We start from the raw sequence: 16,043 nt of genomic DNA, 5'->3' as shown, positions 1-16,043 counted from the left end.
AAAAAATTAACTTGTGATATTATAAACAAAAATACTTAAGCAAATATTAACACATGATCAGTGCTTGTAAAAACTCAATCTTTTTTGTAAAAAAAATTTTTAATTCAGCCACTTGGTTTTTTTAAATTGCAACTTGAAAAAAATGTTGTCGCTTACCTCTCTGGTTTTTGATAAGCCTTAATCGTGTTTGATACGCTCAATGGCAGTGTATTTTTGAGTGCGTTCAGGCTGTGATTGTGAAAGACAAGTTTTTGATTGACTTCCAGTTCAATGCCTATGTATTCATGATGACTGTATTTTTTACGCAAGGATGTAGTAAATCCATCACTGATCCCTTTATAAGGATAATTCATACGTACTTTTAACTGGGGGTGGAGTATTTTGATTTCTTTTTGCCATTGTCTGGCCAAGATTTTTTCTGAATTACTCCGAGGGTCATATAGAAGGCCAATGTCAGTCGTGCGAATGATGTTGTTCATTACAGGAGTAAAACTGTGTGTGGACAGATGCCAAACTTGCAGTCCTTGGCTAATCAGTTGGTGAATGTGGTCCATGACGCGATTGCGAAACGGAAAATAGAACTCATCCATTATTTTTTTCTTTTTGTCTGATGATAAATTTTTTGTAATCTCGGAAAAACAATGGGGATGATTGATACTCCTATTGCAATCAACCAAGAGCCTTGTACAGGTGGCTTGAAACAAACTGCAATGGTTGTTTTTATGAATCGATTTTGCAATTTCTAGCGCACCAAAATCAATTCCTCTATGAGATTCTAATATGTCTTTATGAGGTTCAAACAGGGTTTGAAATTCATAGGGAACTGTATTGACAGCATGTTCACAACTGATTAGAAGGGCTATATTTTTCATTATATCAGGGGGTAAATTGTTCATTACGAAGCAAACAATGTGCTAATTGCGTATACACTTGCTTTAATGAATCATGATTGACACAGGAACTACAAGCCTTGAGGATTCGTTCACTCAAATTTCCCTGTTTTAAAATAATTTCCAGAGCCAGTTGCTGTTTCCTATCCAGTTCATGACTAATTCTTTCGATCAATAGTGACCAAATGGTATTGACTGACATTTCTTGAAGGGGTAATTGCCATTGCTCCAGTAATTTTTTGTTATCAATATAACAACTTAATCCGTTTTTTATGGTTTCATCAAAAACGTATTTTAAACTCTTGGTGTCACATGGATTATCAAGATAAAAATTCGAGGTGCTTTGCCAGTATTTTAAAATGGCATTGATTGCTTTTGCTATGGCAATGTCTGCTTCTACACATTCCTGGCTGTCAAGAATGCGAATTTCAATAGCCTTCATGTCAAACTTGGGAATCGCGGCACGAGAGTTTAGCCATTGATATTGTAATATCCCTTCGGGATCATAAGGGCTAATATCTCGATACATGGGTTCGAGAATTTGTTCCTGGTATTCCCTTTCTGTTCTGATAAACTCAGGAATAATATCGCCGCTGATGGAGGGAATGCATTGCTGATTGCGGCTATAAAAGTACAAGCGGGAATCCAGTAATCCTGTAGCTTGGCCATCAAGGAATGGAGTACTTGCCGCAATGGCGGGTAATAAAGGTAAAATCAAGCGTATGGTGTTATGCAATTGACAAAATTCTTCTTCATTCGAATAAGGCAGGTTGACATGCATACTTTGCAAGTTTGCCCAGCCGTGTCCCTGGCAATTGAAAATTGAATTAAATTGATTATAGATATCATGGTTACCATGAGGCCAGCGAATTGTTTCAGTATTTGGATCCATCCAGGGATGAGCGCCAGTAGGTAATAGCAATAAATTGTGTTGAGCAAGAAGGGGCTGGAGTTCTCTAATGGTTTTCTGGAAATGTTCAGCTACTGGAACATGTAGTGGTTTGGGACCATTATTTTTTAACTCAAGGACATGCAATACTAATTCATTGCTTATCGCAATGTCTCCTAATTCTATTTCATTAACCTGATGACCTGCCAAAGCCCTTAGAATAAGATCGCTTTTAGGTTGGACATTTAAACTCTCTTTATCCACGAGCATATATTCTATTTCAATCCCCATGACAGAAAAAATAGGAAAATCAGACATAACCATGTTTCCTGCGAATTCGTTGTAAGAAGACACTCATGATCTGCTCATACAGATTTTGGCCTAGGATTTTATCTTCAAGGCCATGATCAATATTGGGATTATCGTTCACTTCTATAACGTAGTATTTATTGCCATGACTTTTTATATCGACACCATATAATCCGTCACCAATCAAGCGTGTACTTTTCAAAGCTATTTTAATAATCTGCTCTGGCACTTCATGAAGGGGTAGTGTTTCACTATCTCCCTCTTTATTTTCTTCCTGGCAATGCCAATCATAGATTTGCCAGTGACCTTTTGCCATAAAATAGCGGCAGGCAAAAAGTGCTTTATTATCAAGGATGCCGATGCGCCAATCAAATTCAGTCGGTATAAAAGGTTGAACCACTACCAAATCAGAATTTTTAAAAAACTGGTTAAGAGATTTTTGTAAAGATTTTTCATCATCTATTTTAACCACGCCATGAGAAAAGGCGCTGTCAGGTTTTTTTAAAACACAGGGGAATTCAATCTTGGGTAATTCCTTATCATATTTGCTAATGAATAAGGTGTCTGGCGTCATGATTTGATGACTGCTTAAGAGCTCTGCAAGATAAACTTTATTGGAGCATTTAATTATAGATTGTGGGTCATCAATAACGACCAAATTCTCCTGGGCTGCGCGCCGTGACACGCGATAAGTATAATGATTAACGGAAGTAGTTGCTCTGATAAAAAGAGCGTCGTATTCAGCGATTGCTTTTGCTTCATTTTTATCTATGATGTCAACGTTTAATCCCAGTTCCTCACCGCAAGAAACAAAAAACTCAAGGGCTTTTTTATTGGATGGAGCATTAGGTTCGGAGGGGTCGACAAGAATGGCCAAATCATGAAATCGTTGTTTTTTACGCCATTGATGAACTCTCTTTTTTGATAAATAATTTTCAGCTGATTGGCGCATAAACTCGAGATGATGCTCTGGTACATCCGACAAAGACAAAGGAACTACTGTTTTAATTCGCCATTGCTTTTTCTTTTCCAGATAAAAGCGAATGAGTGGTAAAGGAAAAAGACCATGGAGTTGTTTTGCCAATGTTGCATATCGCTTTGCCAGATTTTGGCCAAAATAGAGGCTTAAAACAAATTCATTGCCTTTGATATCGTGGAGACTGTGTTGTATTTCTTCATGAGTATCCTGAGAGATCAGTTTGGATAAACTGACGTTTAAAACATCCTGAATACTATGTACAGAGGGTAATGCTTTGTGATCACGGGCTTGTGCAAGTAAAGATACATAATAGCCAATCGATTGGTAATTATAAGATCGGCATAAGTTAATGACCCGAAATGATTTATTTTGATGATACTCATCCCCACTAAGATATTCCAAGGCATGTACTATCGGAGCAAGCTCACTTAAAAAAGACCAGCTATCCAGATCATCAGTAACAATAACTGTTTGCATTTATCACTCTTTAGGTTCAATTATGAGTAGATTCGCATCATAAGTTAGTACACCAAGCATTATAGAGTTAATCAAGCGATTGATGCTTACTTTATAATAATTGTTATGAGACAGTGGGTTTTCTGCATGGGGGTCAGCAACAATTACAAGGCGTTTTTTTACGTCATAACCGCACAGTACAACAAAATGCCCACAAGGTTCACCACGAATATCATCGTAAACTGATTTGCCTTCCGGAGTAAAGTATTCTCTTGCACTGCGATAGAGGTAAGTAGCACTTAAGCCAGTTAAAATGGGGATTTTCTTATTAAAATAATTTTTTAACAAGTCCACGTTCAGTGATTTGGATCGGATTGTTCCTCCCAGTTTTAAGTAGTCTAAATAGGCCAGAGAGGCTTTGGTAATATAGGGGTCATTTTTGTATTTCATTTGGGCTTCAAGTTTATCCATCAAAAAGGAATTATTGACTTCACCATTATGAAACCAGGTGAGGTCAAATATATTCAGATTATAGATGTAAACAGTTGTTCTAAATCCATGAAGAAGGGCATGTTTTCCCAACATAGGTGTTAAGGTGCCTCCTGAAAGAGATTTGTCCACTCCTTGAATGATTTCGTTTAATGGCAAATCTAAACCGTAGTATAAATAAATGGCGTGTAAGCTGGTTGGTCCGCAAGTTTCGTCATCAGGTTGAGTTTGTATTATCAGGTCAATCATAGGCAAATCCTTGCGATAAAAATAGTGCCATCATGTTTTAAAATTAGACATGAGTGGCTTCTTTGTCAAATGGTGTAATCAATTCAATAATAAGTGATTTTAGAAGACTTATAATCATGTGATATTTAAGAAAATGAGATTGAAAAAACAATTTTCATTTGTAGGGTTAATATTTGTATAATAATCGAACGCTGTTATTTTATAACTTTTAGAGAGAGTTCAAGGATAAAATCAGCAATTTTTTCTGGATGAGTCAAATAATTGATATAAGCCTTGATATGAATTGGTTTATTAATTCGTTCACTGGATTTTTTTGATTCTTCTATCATTTTTTTAACTACCTCTCCTTCTGTGCATATAAAATAAACATCGGATTCAGGTCTACGCAGAAACTGGGCTTGAAAAGATTTAAATGCTAGGGATACTTTACATTTCGCTTGTTTAGCATGATAAAAACCATGTAATCCTCCAGCTATATCCGCACCAACTGCCAAGGCACCAAAATACATGGAATGCAGATGATTGCGGCTGCGTCTTGTCAATGGCAGTCGCACAACAATTTCATTATCGGTAAGCTGAATTAACTTAGGCTTTAAATAACCAATCAAGGCTACTTTAAAGTGGCTAAAAAACCATAAAAAGAATTTAAATTGGGTTAATGGACTCATGCATTTTCCTGAATTTCCAAATTGGTAACGATTTTTTTGACGCCAGGTATCTCATTTACGCGTTTAATGATGGCTGCAATGGAGGCCGCACTTTTTACATGCCCAGACAAGGTGACCTCGCCATTCGTTGTGCTGGCATTGATTCCAACTAATGGTATTGATTCATCATCCAGAATTTTGGCTTTTAGAACAGCAGTTTCAACTTCTGCCGTGATGAAGGCATCTGTGAAAGCGGTATTGACTTTCTTTATGTGGAGATCTTTGGCATGAACCGCCTTGACACCTTTCGTGTCTTTGGCGATCTGCAAGGCATCTATGAAAGCCTGTTTATCAGGAGCATAGCCACTTAGAGTCACGATTCCCTTTTCTGTATCGATTGAAATTTTTAATGGATTCAAGTGCTTGCTTTCAGCAAACTTTGCGGTAATTTTGGCAGTAATCACTGAATCACTTACTTCTTGTTCTATTGCCCGTAGATTGCTGGCATAAAATGTACTTGTAACAAAAATTAATGCAGTAGCCAAAATAAAATGCATACACTTAGGCATGGTTGTGTCCTCCAGTTGTTGCTTTTATCAGGACTTACGAAAAACCCCAATCTCTTTGTTGAAAAATGTTTTTAATTCCGTCATTTAGTTTATCTAAACTCCCTCATTAAAAACATTTTTTGCTTTGACCTTGGGTTTTTTTGTAAGTCCCTGTTTATATTGAAGCAGAATTTAAAGCCGGAGTATACCTTTACAAGTAAGTTACATGTTGAGGATTCCACGTGGTTATGGAGACAATCCATATTTCAGGTGATTCCTGTTTAATTCGTAATTATAATGCATTGAGCAAGATACTTAAGCTTTGAACTATGTATGGAGAGCCTGCTGCTGCAGATCGTCCCAGGATGGTTAAGGTAAAAGTCAGCTTAATATTGAGTTCATTAATGGCTACGGATTGTCTGATAATCCAATAACTCATACCCAAATAAAGGCCTGTTGATAGAATTTGGGTGTCGGGCAGTAGAACCGGATGAAGCGTTAGTTGTTTTTCGCGTATGCTTTGCATGTTACCACCTAAAAATCCGGTTATTCCACTCCAGGCATTAAGTGAGTAATTTTTGCGAACAGTGGCAAAGTCTTGAGATTTTGTAGTATAACTAACAGATAAAGTATCCATAAGGGTTTGTTGAGCCCATTTAATCACTCGAGTATTACTATTGACAGCATAGAGAGCAGACGAGTTGATTGAGAAAACCACAATGAAAAGCAAGCTTTTTATCAGTGATTTCATATTAAAATCCCTATTTCGCATCATATTGTGCAATTTGTTTTATTATTATAGCAGAGATATACTCATGTATTTTTAAGTCAAATTAGCGAATTTTATGCATACCATCACCATTCGTGGCGCAAGAACCCATAATCTCAAGAACTTGGACCTGGAGCTTCCTCGAGATAAATTAATCGTAATAACCGGATTGTCCGGTTCTGGGAAGTCGTCTTTAGCCTTTGATACTCTCTATGCCGAAGGCCAGCGCCGTTACGTGGAATCTTTGTCTGCTTATGCTCGACAATTTTTGTCCATGATGGAAAAACCTGATGTTGATTCGATAGAGGGGCTATCCCCGGCGATTTCTATAGAACAAAAGGCTACCTCTCATAATCCCAGATCCACGGTAGGCACTATTACCGAAATTTATGACTATTTGCGCTTGCTTTATGCCCGAGTCGGAGAGCCAAGGTGTCCTACCCACCATACCAGCTTGCATGCTCAGACCATTAGCCAAATGGTTGATCAGGTATTGGCTTTACCAGAAGATAGTAAAGTGATGATTCTGGCGCCTGTTGTTCGTGAACGGAAGGGAGAGCATGTCCAGTTTTTGCAACAATTGCAAGCGCAGGGGTACGTACGTGCACGTATTGATGGAGAGCTTTATGAACTGGATTCTCCCCCTAAATTAGGATTGCGCACCAAGCACACTATTGAAGTAGTTATTGATCGTTTTAAAGTGCGCCCTGATTTGGCTCAACGTTTGAGTGAATCTTTTGAAAATGCGCTCAATCTGGCAGATGGTCTTGCCATCGTTTCTTCAATGGATGGTCATTTCAAGGAACTTTTATTTTCTTCCAGGTTTGCATGCTCTGAATGCGGTTACAGTTTAAGTGAACTTGAGCCAAGGCTTTTTTCATTTAACAATCCTGTCGGTGCGTGTTCCTCATGTGATGGGCTTGGAGTGGATCAGTTTTTTGATCCGTCAAGAGTAGTCCACGATGCAACCGCCAGTTTGGCAGAAGGGGCAATCAGGGGATGGGATAGGAAAACTACGTATTATTTCAGCATGCTTGAGTCGCTTGCGAGGCACTATGGTTTTGATACCAGTACGCCTTTTTGTGATTTAAGTGAAGCAATGCAACAAATCGTTTTGTATGGTAGTGGTCGTGAAATAATCGAGTTTCAGTATCATAGGCCGCATGGAGGATACATGGTGAAGCGGCATAGTTTTGAGGGAATAATTCCTAACATGCAACGCCGCTATCGTGAATCAGATTCTGGTATGATAAGGGAGGAACTTGCCAAATACCTATCCTCACGCCCTTGCCAATCTTGTCAGGGAGCGAGATTACGTGAAGAAGCTCGACATGTATTTATTGATAATAAAAATCTACCAGAAATCACCAGCTATTCTATTGAGCAAGCCTATCAGTTTTTTAAAGAGCTGAAGTTATCGGGATATAGGGGTGAAATTGCAGCAAAAATCAATAAGGAAATTGTCGAGCGGCTGGGGTTTCTGGTGAATGTCGGGCTGGATTATTTGTCTTTGGCTCGAAGCGCGGAGACTCTATCTGGCGGAGAAGCTCAACGTATTCGCCTGGCTAGTCAAATAGGTTCAGGGCTTGTAGGGGTGATGTATATTTTAGATGAGCCTTCAATAGGGTTGCACCAACGTGACAACGACCGATTATTGAGTACTTTAATGCACTTACGCAACCAGGGGAACACTGTAATCGTTGTGGAACATGATGAAGATGCTATCCGAAGCGCTGATTTTGTTCTTGATATAGGGCCTGGGGCTGGAGTGCATGGTGGGGAAGTAGTTGCCAGCGGTTCTCCTGAGGAGGTCATGAACAATCCCGCATCTCTCACCGGCCAATATTTGTCTGGGAAAGAGGAAATAGAAATTCCCAAGAATCGAATTCCGGTTAACCATGATCGGATGATTCATTTAAAAGGCGTGTCTTGCAATAATTTACAAAATGTTGATGTCAGTATTCCTTTAGGTTTGTTGACTTGTATTACAGGTGTTTCTGGTTCAGGTAAATCCAGTTTAATTAATGATACTTTATATCCTATTGCTGCCAATGCCCTAAATAGAGCCAGCTTAATGACTATAGGTGAGGTTAAGGACATTTCTGGACTGCATCTTTGTGACAAGGTTATTGACATCGACCAGAGTCCAATTGGCAGAACACCGCGTTCCAATCCGGCAACTTATACTGGTTTATTTACTCATATCAGAGATTTATTCTCAGGGACTCCGGAATCAAGAGCACGAGGGTATCAACCTGGGCGCTTTAGTTTCAATGTAAAAGGTGGCCGGTGCGAAGCTTGTCAAGGCGATGGTCTTATCAAGGTTGAAATGCATTTTTTACCTGATATATATGTTTCTTGCGATGTATGTCAAGGCAAAAGATACAATAGGGAAACTTTGGAAATTCATTACAAAGGTAAAAATATTCATGAAGTGTTGGACATGACTGTCGAAGATGCGTGCGCTTTTTTTGCTGCCATTCCTGTTATTGCCAGAAAATGCCAAACATTAATGGATGTCGGTTTGTCTTATATAAAGCTTGGACAAAGTGCAACTACTCTCTCTGGAGGAGAAGCCCAAAGGATCAAGTTGGCCAGAGAATTATCAAAAAGGGATACCGGAAATACACTGTATATTCTTGATGAGCCCACAACAGGATTACACTTTCATGACACGAAACAGTTATTAACTGTGTTGACTCGCCTGCGAGAACAAGGAAATACCATTGTCATTATTGAACATAATTTGGATGTGATAAAAACAGCTGATTGGATCGTTGATCTTGGCCCTGAGGGAGGCAGTAAAGGAGGGAAGGTTATTGCGACAGGAACACCCGAAATGGTTGCTGAAACCCCTCAATCTTTTACAGGTCAGTTTTTAAAACAAATTTTATCTAAATCAAATGAGCTTCTATCGCAGAAATGCAAATAGTTCGTTAATTATATCTGTCTTTATATCTGATGTTCCATGCAGCTTGTTTTTCAGGCAACATGAATCTCTTTCTAAGACAAAAAACATGTTATCCAGTTGTTTCTTTTTTCTTATCTTAGCTGTTATTTTCTGAAATTTCGAGCTATAAATTAGGGAAGGAACCATTCACAGGATAGGAAGATGAAAACATTTTTTATCGTAATTTTAATTATTATCGCACTCGCATTCATTTGGGCAATTAGCATCTATAACACTCTAATCGGTTTGATAGAAGCAATTAATAACAACAAAAAACAAATAGATATTCAATTGGATAGGCGATTTAAAGTTTTTGAATCACTGATCGAAGCAGTTAAAAAATACATGGATTACGAAAAAACAACATTAAAGGATGTCGTTGCTTTACGTAATCAGGCACAGGCTGCTAAAGATGCGGGAGATGAGCAAGGTCGAATTGCTGCAGAAAATGGAATTTCAAAAATTGCATCCAATTTGAATTTGGTTTTTGAACAGTATCCTGATTTGAAAGCAAGCCAAAATGTCATGCAGTTACAAGAGGAAATTGTTAATACAGAAAACAAGTTAGCTTATGCGAAACAAGCTTATAATGATGGGATAGAACGCTATAACGCCAAGAAAAAATCATTTTTTGAATCCATGGTTGTGGCAATGTTTTCTTCTGCTTTGGATAAAGAATTTATCTATTGGGGGCTTCCAGAAGAGCAAATTCAAGCAAAAGAAAATTACACTGTGAAACTTTGAGCTATATACCATGGGGATTGCAGATTATCATGCCACAGCAGGAGATTGGCGTGCTCAGTTGAGGCGAAATGAGAAAAAGACCCGAAGGGTGATTGCGGTCTTTTTTTTAGTTTATATCTTGGTGGGATTGATAGTCGATGCGTTTGTTTTACAAGGCATGTATCCTCATGCCTCTTTGGAAAATATTATACATGCTTTAATCACTTTTAAAGTGGTGCCTATTGCTACTTTATTAATGATCGCATTTGCAGGCGTTTCTTTGTTAATTACTTATGCTCTTTATGACCGCATTATGTTATTGGGGACGGAGTACTATGAAATAACGCCAGAAACGGCTCGTAGCTTACAAGAAAAGCAATTGTACAATGTTGTCGAAGAGATGAAAGTCGCATCGGGCTTGCAATACATGCCTAAAGTTTACATTATCGAAGCCAGTTATATGAATGCTTTTGCCAGTGGTTACAGTGAGAAATCGGCGATGGTCGCGATTACTCGTGGCTTGATGGAAAAATTGGACAGGGCTGAAATGCAGGCTGTAATGGCTCATGAGTTAAGCCATATCAGACATCATGATATTAAATTGACACTCATGGTCGCCGTGCTCAGTAATATTTTATTAATTGTCATTGATATCCTGTTTTATTCCGTCATTTACAAGCGAGACAGAAGAGGAGATAACCGCTTGTTAATGGTTATTATCATCTTAAGATATCTATTACCTATTATTACTGTTTTGCTAGCTCTCTTTTTAAGCCGAACCAGAGAATACATGGCTGACGCCGGTTGTGTTGAATTAATGAGAGATAACGAGCCTATGGCCAGGGCTTTGCTTAAAATTAATCAAGACCATGTTCAGAATGCGGAGCAATATGCAAAAGCTTACGGAGATACCCCTCATGAACAGGTAAGGCAAGCTTCCTATCTTTTTGATCCTTCTCACATTGACCCTGTAAAATCGCTAAATAATGCCTTTTCAACTCACCCTAGTATTGAACAGCGTCTGGAAGCATTGGGTTTTAAACGTAAATAATCCGTTTTGCAGGGAATCCGGTTTTTTATTCGCGAAACCCTACCCCTTTTTTTAAAAGAATCATATTCCCTATTGTCAAAGCAATTAACATCAGGAAAATAATAATCATGGCCAGAGTAATACTAACCTCTTCTTGATCGATCATGGTGTGTCTTAAAGCGTTTACCATGTATAAAATTGGATTGAAAAGAGAGATTTTTTGCCAAAAGGGGGGCAGCATATTAATACTATAAAAGACTCCTCCCAAGTAAGTAAAAGGGGTCAGGATAAAGGTAGGTATCAACATGATGTCATCAAAATTTCGAGCGACCATGGCATTGGTAAATCCAGCAAGCGAGAATATGGCCGCAACAAGCACGACGACTAGAAGGGTCATTGGTAAATGATCTAATTCAACAGGCAGAAAAAAGGTAGAGATAACAAAAACCAGAATTGCGACGATTAATCCTCTCAGCACGCCTCCTATCACATAACCTAACAATAAGAGTCCATTATGCATGGGACTAATCAGCATTTCCTCTATACTTTTTTGAAATCTTACACTGAATAGTGAATTAGAGACGTTTCCATAGGAATTAATGATAACGGACATCATAATTAATCCGGGTGCTATGAATTGTGAATAATCCACGCCCTCAATATCTCCAATACGAGGTCCAATTAAACTGCCAAAAATTAGAAAATATAACGTTGTGGTGATTACTGGCGGCAAAAATACTTGACTCGAAATGCGAAACATACGAACCACTTCACGTCTTACCAGGGTATAAAGGGCGATAAGTTGATATTTAAATCCCATTTTTAATCAGATCCATAAAAAGTTCTTCTAATCGGTTGGTTTTATTGCGCATGCTGTGAATCTTTATTCCCTGTTTTGTTAATACAGCGAATACTTCATTTAAACTGAAGTTATTGTCAACGCGCAATTCAAAAGTAGTTGGATCAATCGGAGTCACATTGAACGGGTGTATATCCGGTAAATAATCAATAGGGTTTTCTGTGTTAAAGATAAAGGTTTGATGGCGTAAGGTTTGTAATAAGGCTTTCATTGAGGTATTTTTAATAATTTGACCTTTATCGATTATCGCTATGTTTTTACATAATTGTTCTGCTTCTTCCAGGTAATGAGTCGTCAGGATAATCGTTGTTCCCTCTGCATTAGTTCTCGCTAGGAAATCCCACATGCTGTGTCTTATTTCTATATCAACACCGGCGGTGGGTTCATCCAGAATCAGTAATTTGGGTTGGTGAATCAGTGCTCTGGCAATCATAAGTCTTCTCTTCATTCCACCTGATAAATGCCGTACTATAGAACGTCTCTTGCCCCAAAGTCCTAGTTGTTCTAGCAAGGCTTCTGCTCTGGGTAAAGCCTTTTTTCTTGAAATGCCATAATAGCCAGCTTGATTCAGTAAAATTTGCTCGCAGTTTTCAAAAATATTCAGATTGACTTCTTGAGGTACAAGTCCCAGACAAGATTTGGCTTTTTCCGGATAAGCATCCAGGTCGAAGCCGTAAATTTTGATATTTCCTGAGGTTTTATTGACTAAAGATGTGATTAAACCAATGGTAGTCGATTTGCCAGCGCCATTTGCTCCTAACAGGGCAAAAAAATCACCGGTATTCACTGTTAAATCAATGCCTTTTAACGCTTCAACTCCATTCGAGTAGGTTTTTGAAAGTTGTTTAATTTCTAAGGCATGCATGATTTATTACTTAAGTAAAAACGCTATTATACACCATAATTTTTATTCTACAGTAGACTATGGATTTTAATTCATCCCTCACTTCCAACGGGTTAATTCTGGGGATGAAGGAGGAGTTGACTCTGGCGATGAGTCATCGGTATGAGGATATTTCCCGGTTACTACATTTCTAATTTCCTCCATTTTATCTAAGAGTGCCCTATATTCAGGAGGAACAGAAGTTGGCTTAACTAGAGATTTTCTTTTTCGACGGGAGTGGTATGTGACTCATCTTTTGGGCGTTCCTTTCTTTCTTTAATTTTTGCATTTAATTCTTTTAAAAAACCATCGCCTGAAAAGAAACCTGAATTTTTTGCAACAGGTTGGGTTGAATTTGGTTTGGGCATGGACTGTATTGTAACTTTTATAGACACATCTTCTTTAGGGGGTATATTGGTAGATAATGCTTGACCATTCATATCATTGGGGGGCGGCGGAACCGGTCTTTTTTTCGGCTCTTGACTGATTGCAGGAGTAACTTCCTTGGATACAGAGGCGACAGAGCATGAATTTTCCTTTAAAAGGTCAGATTTATTTTCTGTAACAGCTGGAATGGATAGCGAAGATACAGTTTCTATTTTGGGTTTGGCATTTGTGATTTCGCTTAGAGTTTGTATTAATTCTGTTAAAGCACTGAGTTGCTCCCGGGCATTGTTAATCTGTGGGTTAAGGTCTACAAATGTTTTTTCTGCCCTGACTTGATCCTTTAGAAATTGATTTTGTGTGACTAAGCGCTCGTTTTCTTGCTTTATTTGCTCAAGTTGTCTTTTTAAAGAATCAACTTCCGTAGCATTGGCTTTTTGAGCTAAAATAAACGCTTGTTGCGTCATGACCAGACTTTCTTTGAGCTCCCTTATTATCCGTTCGGATGGCGTGCCTTCTGGCCCGACTTTAATGTGCATCGAAACCCCTATTGGGGTAAAACTGTTGGTTTCAGCATTGTATTTAGTAATAAATGAAATCCAACAATCGAGTAAGTAGGGATTGGTCTTTGCTGATAATAGTACCGTAGCATTAAGGTGCTCTATGATACTGACATCATGGAATGTTTCTGTGTTTGATTTAATAATTTCCAAAAGCTCATGGAAAAATTTGTTAATGACTTCATGATTTTGTTCCTTTGCCCAATGATAAAATGAAGGGGTGCCATTGCGCGCATAATTATCAACAAATTCACTGAATAACTTAAGAAAGGCATTACTGATAGGCATGGTAATTAACTCCTGATCCATGGAATCATAGTGTTTCATTTAATATCAACTTAAATTAAAGTTCAATAGCTGTTGTGAAGTTAAAAAATAATTATTCATTTTTTTATAGAACAGCGGATAAAGTGCTACTGAGTTATTTGGGTCAGTTTATTGTCGGCCAGTACGGAGGTTGAGCGTGTTTTCATCCAGCCTGTCATACTGAAGCGCGTTCGTTGAGTTGGGTGAACTTCGTGCGGTAATTGACTATCAAAACAGACGAACCGATTTCCCAATGGAGGGATGTTTTGAATGAGCTCATCTTCAATATTGTAGAGTAACAATTCGCCACCAAATTCTTTTTGCCAAGTGTCATTCAAATAATAGACAAATGATATTTTCCTGGTTTTTGTGCTTTCAAATTGATCAATGTGCTTTCTATAAAAGGTTCCAGGGAGATAAATTGCAAAATGAGTTTCAAATTCTGCTAAACCAAGATACATGGTTTGATTCAGAATATTGCCCAAAGAGATAAGTTTTTTTAAGTAAGCTTGAATGGGTGGATAAGGGGAGTCTGCATCTATCCAGAAAATTTGATCGCTTCTAATCTTGTCATTTTGCAGCGCTTGTAAGTTCTGGCCAATTTTTGCATTTCTGAATAAATTTTGCTGTTTTAATTCATAAGCCATGTCTCGTAAAGAGCAGTAGTGTGTCTCCTCCAGAAATTCATCAATGATATGAAATCCTTGAGTACAAATATTATGGGCAATTAAGTCCGGATTAAACAACCTGTCTACACCAATCAGGCAAAGTGATAATGCATTGTACGCCAAGAATTATTTTTTGGAAATAATGAGGTAATGAATTCGATGATTACCTTGAAAACGTACTGGCATTAGGTGTACCCTCCAGTATCCTTTGATATTCTTGCCATTTGGGCATGAATTGTGACATGAGTGCATAAAATCGTTTGTTATGGCTGGCTTCCAAAATATGCACCATTTCATGAACAAGAACGTATTCAAGGCACTCCAAAGGCTTTTTGATTAAGTTAAGATTGAGCCAGATTCTTTGTGCGCGAGGATTGCACGAACCCCAACGGGTTTTCATTTTTTTTATACCCCATTGATTAATTTCGACTTTCATTATGGCTTCCCATTGTTGAATAAGCCTGGGAATGACAAGATTCATTTCTTTTCTATACCAGCGTTCCAGAATGTTCTGTTTTTGCTGTGGAGTTAAATCAGGTTTTGTATAGCAATAAATTAATTCATCTTTAATCAGGATTTGAGAAGGGCCATGATGTTCTTCAACAATTAATAAATAGTTTTTACCTTTGAATGGAATGGTTGCGCCTGTTTGAAGTGATGGTTCACGATAAAAAGATCGTGCGCGAATTCGCTGGCATTGGGCACGAATCCATTCACTTTTTTCCTGCAGCTGTTGTTTTATTAGCTGTTCGCTGTATTTTAAAGGGACGCTCACTTTCACTAACCCATCGGGAGGATAAATTCTCAAATTTAAATTTTTAATGGGTTTTCTCAGTATTTCTATAGGAATGCCATCAATTTGAATGTGCATAGCAAAATAGCTTATTGATTTGTTTTTCCATTATACAGAAGAAGTGATATTTATGATATTGATACTTGAGTTTATTGAAAACCCACAAGTCCAGAGATTCTTGATTTTGAATAAGCAACTTGCTGGAAATAATAATATTCCTTTTTATTTTCTCATTGTCTATTGTAAGTCATTGCTACAAAAATTTTAACGTTCCGCTCCTATACACGGGCTATCAATGTATTCACCATTGATATCCAAAACCATATTGACACTGGCACGTTGATAGCGAGTCAGAATATCATATTGCTGCTTTGTGATATAGCCGTAAGAGCTTCCACAATACACTAGAGAGGAAGCGCCTGGACTGGGCTTAACCTGTACTGGAAGATCACAATCCCATCGAAACTTGGTTAAATCACAATTAGCCATGGCAGCAGCCGTTGGTAACAGGAATAATAATATACTTATTGCCAATTTATTTTTCATGGAATTCCCCACCTGATTTGTCGTTTTATTTTAAGTATAGGATAACAATTGATGTGCGTATGTTGTTTAACATGAAATAATTTTTCACAAGATTTTTAGTATTGTTAATGTTATAA

Annotated in this window: 16 protein-coding genes; 3 read left to right on the top strand and 13 right to left on the bottom strand. The window is 37.9% G+C overall.

What is annotated here, in order from left to right:
- Nucleotides 1-152 precede the first annotated feature (152 nt).
- The 7 genes from OQI99_RS09985 to OQI99_RS09955 form a co-directional block, all read right to left on the bottom strand.
- Nucleotides 153-896, bottom strand: coding sequence for an N-formylglutamate amidohydrolase (locus OQI99_RS09985; RefSeq protein ID WP_265731838.1), 744 nt, complete (start codon nt 894-896; stop codon nt 153-155).
- On the bottom strand, nt 877-2,097 hold the full coding sequence (locus OQI99_RS09980; RefSeq protein ID WP_265731837.1) for a carboxylate-amine ligase: 1,221 nt from the start codon (nt 2,095-2,097) through the stop codon (nt 877-879). Before OQI99_RS09980 ends, OQI99_RS09985 begins: the two co-directional genes overlap by 20 nt.
- Nucleotides 2,090-3,544: a RimK family protein gene (locus OQI99_RS09975; RefSeq protein ID WP_265731836.1), complete on the bottom strand. Its 1,455-nt coding sequence runs from the start codon at nt 3,542-3,544 to the stop codon at nt 2,090-2,092. Before OQI99_RS09975 ends, OQI99_RS09980 begins: the two co-directional genes overlap by 8 nt.
- A gap of 3 nt (nt 3,545-3,547) precedes the next feature.
- Nucleotides 3,548-4,261 carry a C39 family peptidase gene (locus OQI99_RS09970; RefSeq protein ID WP_011213037.1) on the bottom strand — a complete coding sequence of 238 codons (714 nt, stop codon included), beginning with the start codon at nt 4,259-4,261 and terminating at the stop codon, nt 3,548-3,550.
- A 194-nt stretch (nt 4,262-4,455) separates the two neighbouring features.
- A complete protein-coding gene (locus OQI99_RS09965; protein WP_265731835.1) occupies nt 4,456-4,929 on the bottom strand; it encodes a hypothetical protein in 474 nt (157 codons plus the stop codon).
- On the bottom strand, nt 4,926-5,477 hold the full coding sequence (locus OQI99_RS09960; protein WP_265731834.1) for a BON domain-containing protein: 552 nt from the start codon (nt 5,475-5,477) through the stop codon (nt 4,926-4,928). Before OQI99_RS09960 ends, OQI99_RS09965 begins: the two co-directional genes overlap by 4 nt.
- A gap of 271 nt (nt 5,478-5,748) precedes the next feature.
- Nucleotides 5,749-6,207 carry a hypothetical protein gene (locus OQI99_RS09955; protein WP_265731833.1) on the bottom strand — a complete coding sequence of 153 codons (459 nt, stop codon included), beginning with the start codon at nt 6,205-6,207 and terminating at the stop codon, nt 5,749-5,751.
- Nucleotides 6,208-6,301: 94 nt separating this feature from the next.
- Here OQI99_RS09955 and uvrA point away from each other — a divergent pair, with 94 nt between their 5' ends.
- From uvrA to htpX, 3 genes are all read left to right on the top strand, one after another.
- On the top strand, nt 6,302-9,157 hold the full coding sequence (gene uvrA / locus OQI99_RS09950) for an excinuclease ABC subunit UvrA (RefSeq protein ID WP_265731832.1): 2,856 nt from the start codon (nt 6,302-6,304) through the stop codon (nt 9,155-9,157).
- A gap of 180 nt (nt 9,158-9,337) precedes the next feature.
- Nucleotides 9,338-9,919, top strand: coding sequence for a LemA family protein (locus OQI99_RS09945; protein ID WP_014843304.1), 582 nt, complete (start codon nt 9,338-9,340; stop codon nt 9,917-9,919).
- Between the two features lie 10 nt (nt 9,920-9,929).
- Nucleotides 9,930-10,949 carry a zinc metalloprotease HtpX gene (htpX, locus tag OQI99_RS09940; RefSeq protein WP_265731831.1) on the top strand — a complete coding sequence of 340 codons (1,020 nt, stop codon included), beginning with the start codon at nt 9,930-9,932 and terminating at the stop codon, nt 10,947-10,949.
- Between the two features lie 25 nt (nt 10,950-10,974).
- Here the strand turns inward: htpX and OQI99_RS09935 are convergent, their stop codons facing one another.
- From OQI99_RS09935 to OQI99_RS09910, 6 genes are all read right to left on the bottom strand, one after another.
- Nucleotides 10,975-11,748: an ABC transporter permease gene (locus tag OQI99_RS09935; RefSeq protein WP_061514511.1), complete on the bottom strand. Its 774-nt coding sequence runs from the start codon at nt 11,746-11,748 to the stop codon at nt 10,975-10,977.
- Entirely contained in the window at nt 11,738-12,652 is a 915-nt protein-coding gene (locus OQI99_RS09930; protein WP_265731830.1) for an ABC transporter ATP-binding protein, read from the bottom strand. The genes OQI99_RS09935 and OQI99_RS09930 overlap by 11 nt, the downstream gene beginning before the upstream one ends.
- A 230-nt stretch (nt 12,653-12,882) precedes the next feature.
- Nucleotides 12,883-13,941, bottom strand: a complete 1,059-nt coding sequence (vipA, locus tag OQI99_RS09925; protein ID WP_265731829.1) for a Dot/Icm T4SS effector VipA — start codon at nt 13,939-13,941, stop codon at nt 12,883-12,885.
- A gap of 86 nt (nt 13,942-14,027) precedes the next feature.
- Nucleotides 14,028-14,666: a 2OG-Fe(II) oxygenase gene (locus OQI99_RS09920; protein ID WP_265732363.1), complete on the bottom strand. Its 639-nt coding sequence runs from the start codon at nt 14,664-14,666 to the stop codon at nt 14,028-14,030.
- Between the two features lie 85 nt (nt 14,667-14,751).
- Nucleotides 14,752-15,459 (bottom strand): M48 family metallopeptidase, encoded by a 708-nt coding sequence (locus tag OQI99_RS09915; protein ID WP_265731828.1) that lies wholly within the window; start codon nt 15,457-15,459, stop codon nt 14,752-14,754.
- A 186-nt stretch (nt 15,460-15,645) separates the two neighbouring features.
- Nucleotides 15,646-15,927 carry a hypothetical protein gene (locus tag OQI99_RS09910; protein ID WP_265731827.1) on the bottom strand — a complete coding sequence of 94 codons (282 nt, stop codon included), beginning with the start codon at nt 15,925-15,927 and terminating at the stop codon, nt 15,646-15,648.
- Between the last annotated feature and the right edge of the window lie 116 nt (nt 15,928-16,043).

Source organism: Legionella sp. PATHC039 (assembly GCF_026191275.1).
Taxonomy (GTDB): domain Bacteria; phylum Pseudomonadota; class Gammaproteobacteria; order Legionellales; family Legionellaceae; genus Legionella; species Legionella pneumophila.
The sequence above is the reverse complement of the archived record's forward strand: the minus strand, read 5'-3'. Positions and strand labels throughout refer to the sequence as shown.

What these genes read in the sequence shown, in the direction of transcription:
- OQI99_RS09985 (WP_265731838.1), bottom strand. Translation starts at nt 896, where the DNA reads ATGAACAATTTACCCCCTGATATAATGAAAAATATAGCCCTTCTAATC.
- OQI99_RS09980 (WP_265731837.1), bottom strand. Translation starts at nt 2,097, where the DNA reads ATGTCTGATTTTCCTATTTTTTCTGTCATGGGGATTGAAATAGAATAT.
- OQI99_RS09975 (WP_265731836.1), bottom strand. Translation starts at nt 3,544, where the DNA reads ATGCAAACAGTTATTGTTACTGATGATCTGGATAGCTGGTCTTTTTTA.
- OQI99_RS09970 (WP_011213037.1), bottom strand. Translation starts at nt 4,261, where the DNA reads ATGATTGACCTGATAATACAAACTCAACCTGATGACGAAACTTGCGGA.
- OQI99_RS09965 (WP_265731835.1), bottom strand. Translation starts at nt 4,929, where the DNA reads ATGAGTCCATTAACCCAATTTAAATTCTTTTTATGGTTTTTTAGCCAC.
- OQI99_RS09960 (WP_265731834.1), bottom strand. Translation starts at nt 5,477, where the DNA reads ATGCCTAAGTGTATGCATTTTATTTTGGCTACTGCATTAATTTTTGTT.
- OQI99_RS09955 (WP_265731833.1), bottom strand. Translation starts at nt 6,207, where the DNA reads ATGAAATCACTGATAAAAAGCTTGCTTTTCATTGTGGTTTTCTCAATC.
- uvrA (WP_265731832.1), top strand. Translation starts at nt 6,302, where the DNA reads ATGCATACCATCACCATTCGTGGCGCAAGAACCCATAATCTCAAGAAC.
- OQI99_RS09945 (WP_014843304.1), top strand. Translation starts at nt 9,338, where the DNA reads ATGAAAACATTTTTTATCGTAATTTTAATTATTATCGCACTCGCATTC.
- htpX (WP_265731831.1), top strand. Translation starts at nt 9,930, where the DNA reads ATGGGGATTGCAGATTATCATGCCACAGCAGGAGATTGGCGTGCTCAG.
- OQI99_RS09935 (WP_061514511.1), bottom strand. Translation starts at nt 11,748, where the DNA reads ATGGGATTTAAATATCAACTTATCGCCCTTTATACCCTGGTAAGACGT.
- OQI99_RS09930 (WP_265731830.1), bottom strand. Translation starts at nt 12,652, where the DNA reads ATGCATGCCTTAGAAATTAAACAACTTTCAAAAACCTACTCGAATGGA.
- vipA (WP_265731829.1), bottom strand. Translation starts at nt 13,941, where the DNA reads ATGAAACACTATGATTCCATGGATCAGGAGTTAATTACCATGCCTATC.
- OQI99_RS09915 (WP_265731828.1), bottom strand. Translation starts at nt 15,459, where the DNA reads ATGCACATTCAAATTGATGGCATTCCTATAGAAATACTGAGAAAACCC.
- OQI99_RS09910 (WP_265731827.1), bottom strand. Translation starts at nt 15,927, where the DNA reads ATGAAAAATAAATTGGCAATAAGTATATTATTATTCCTGTTACCAACG.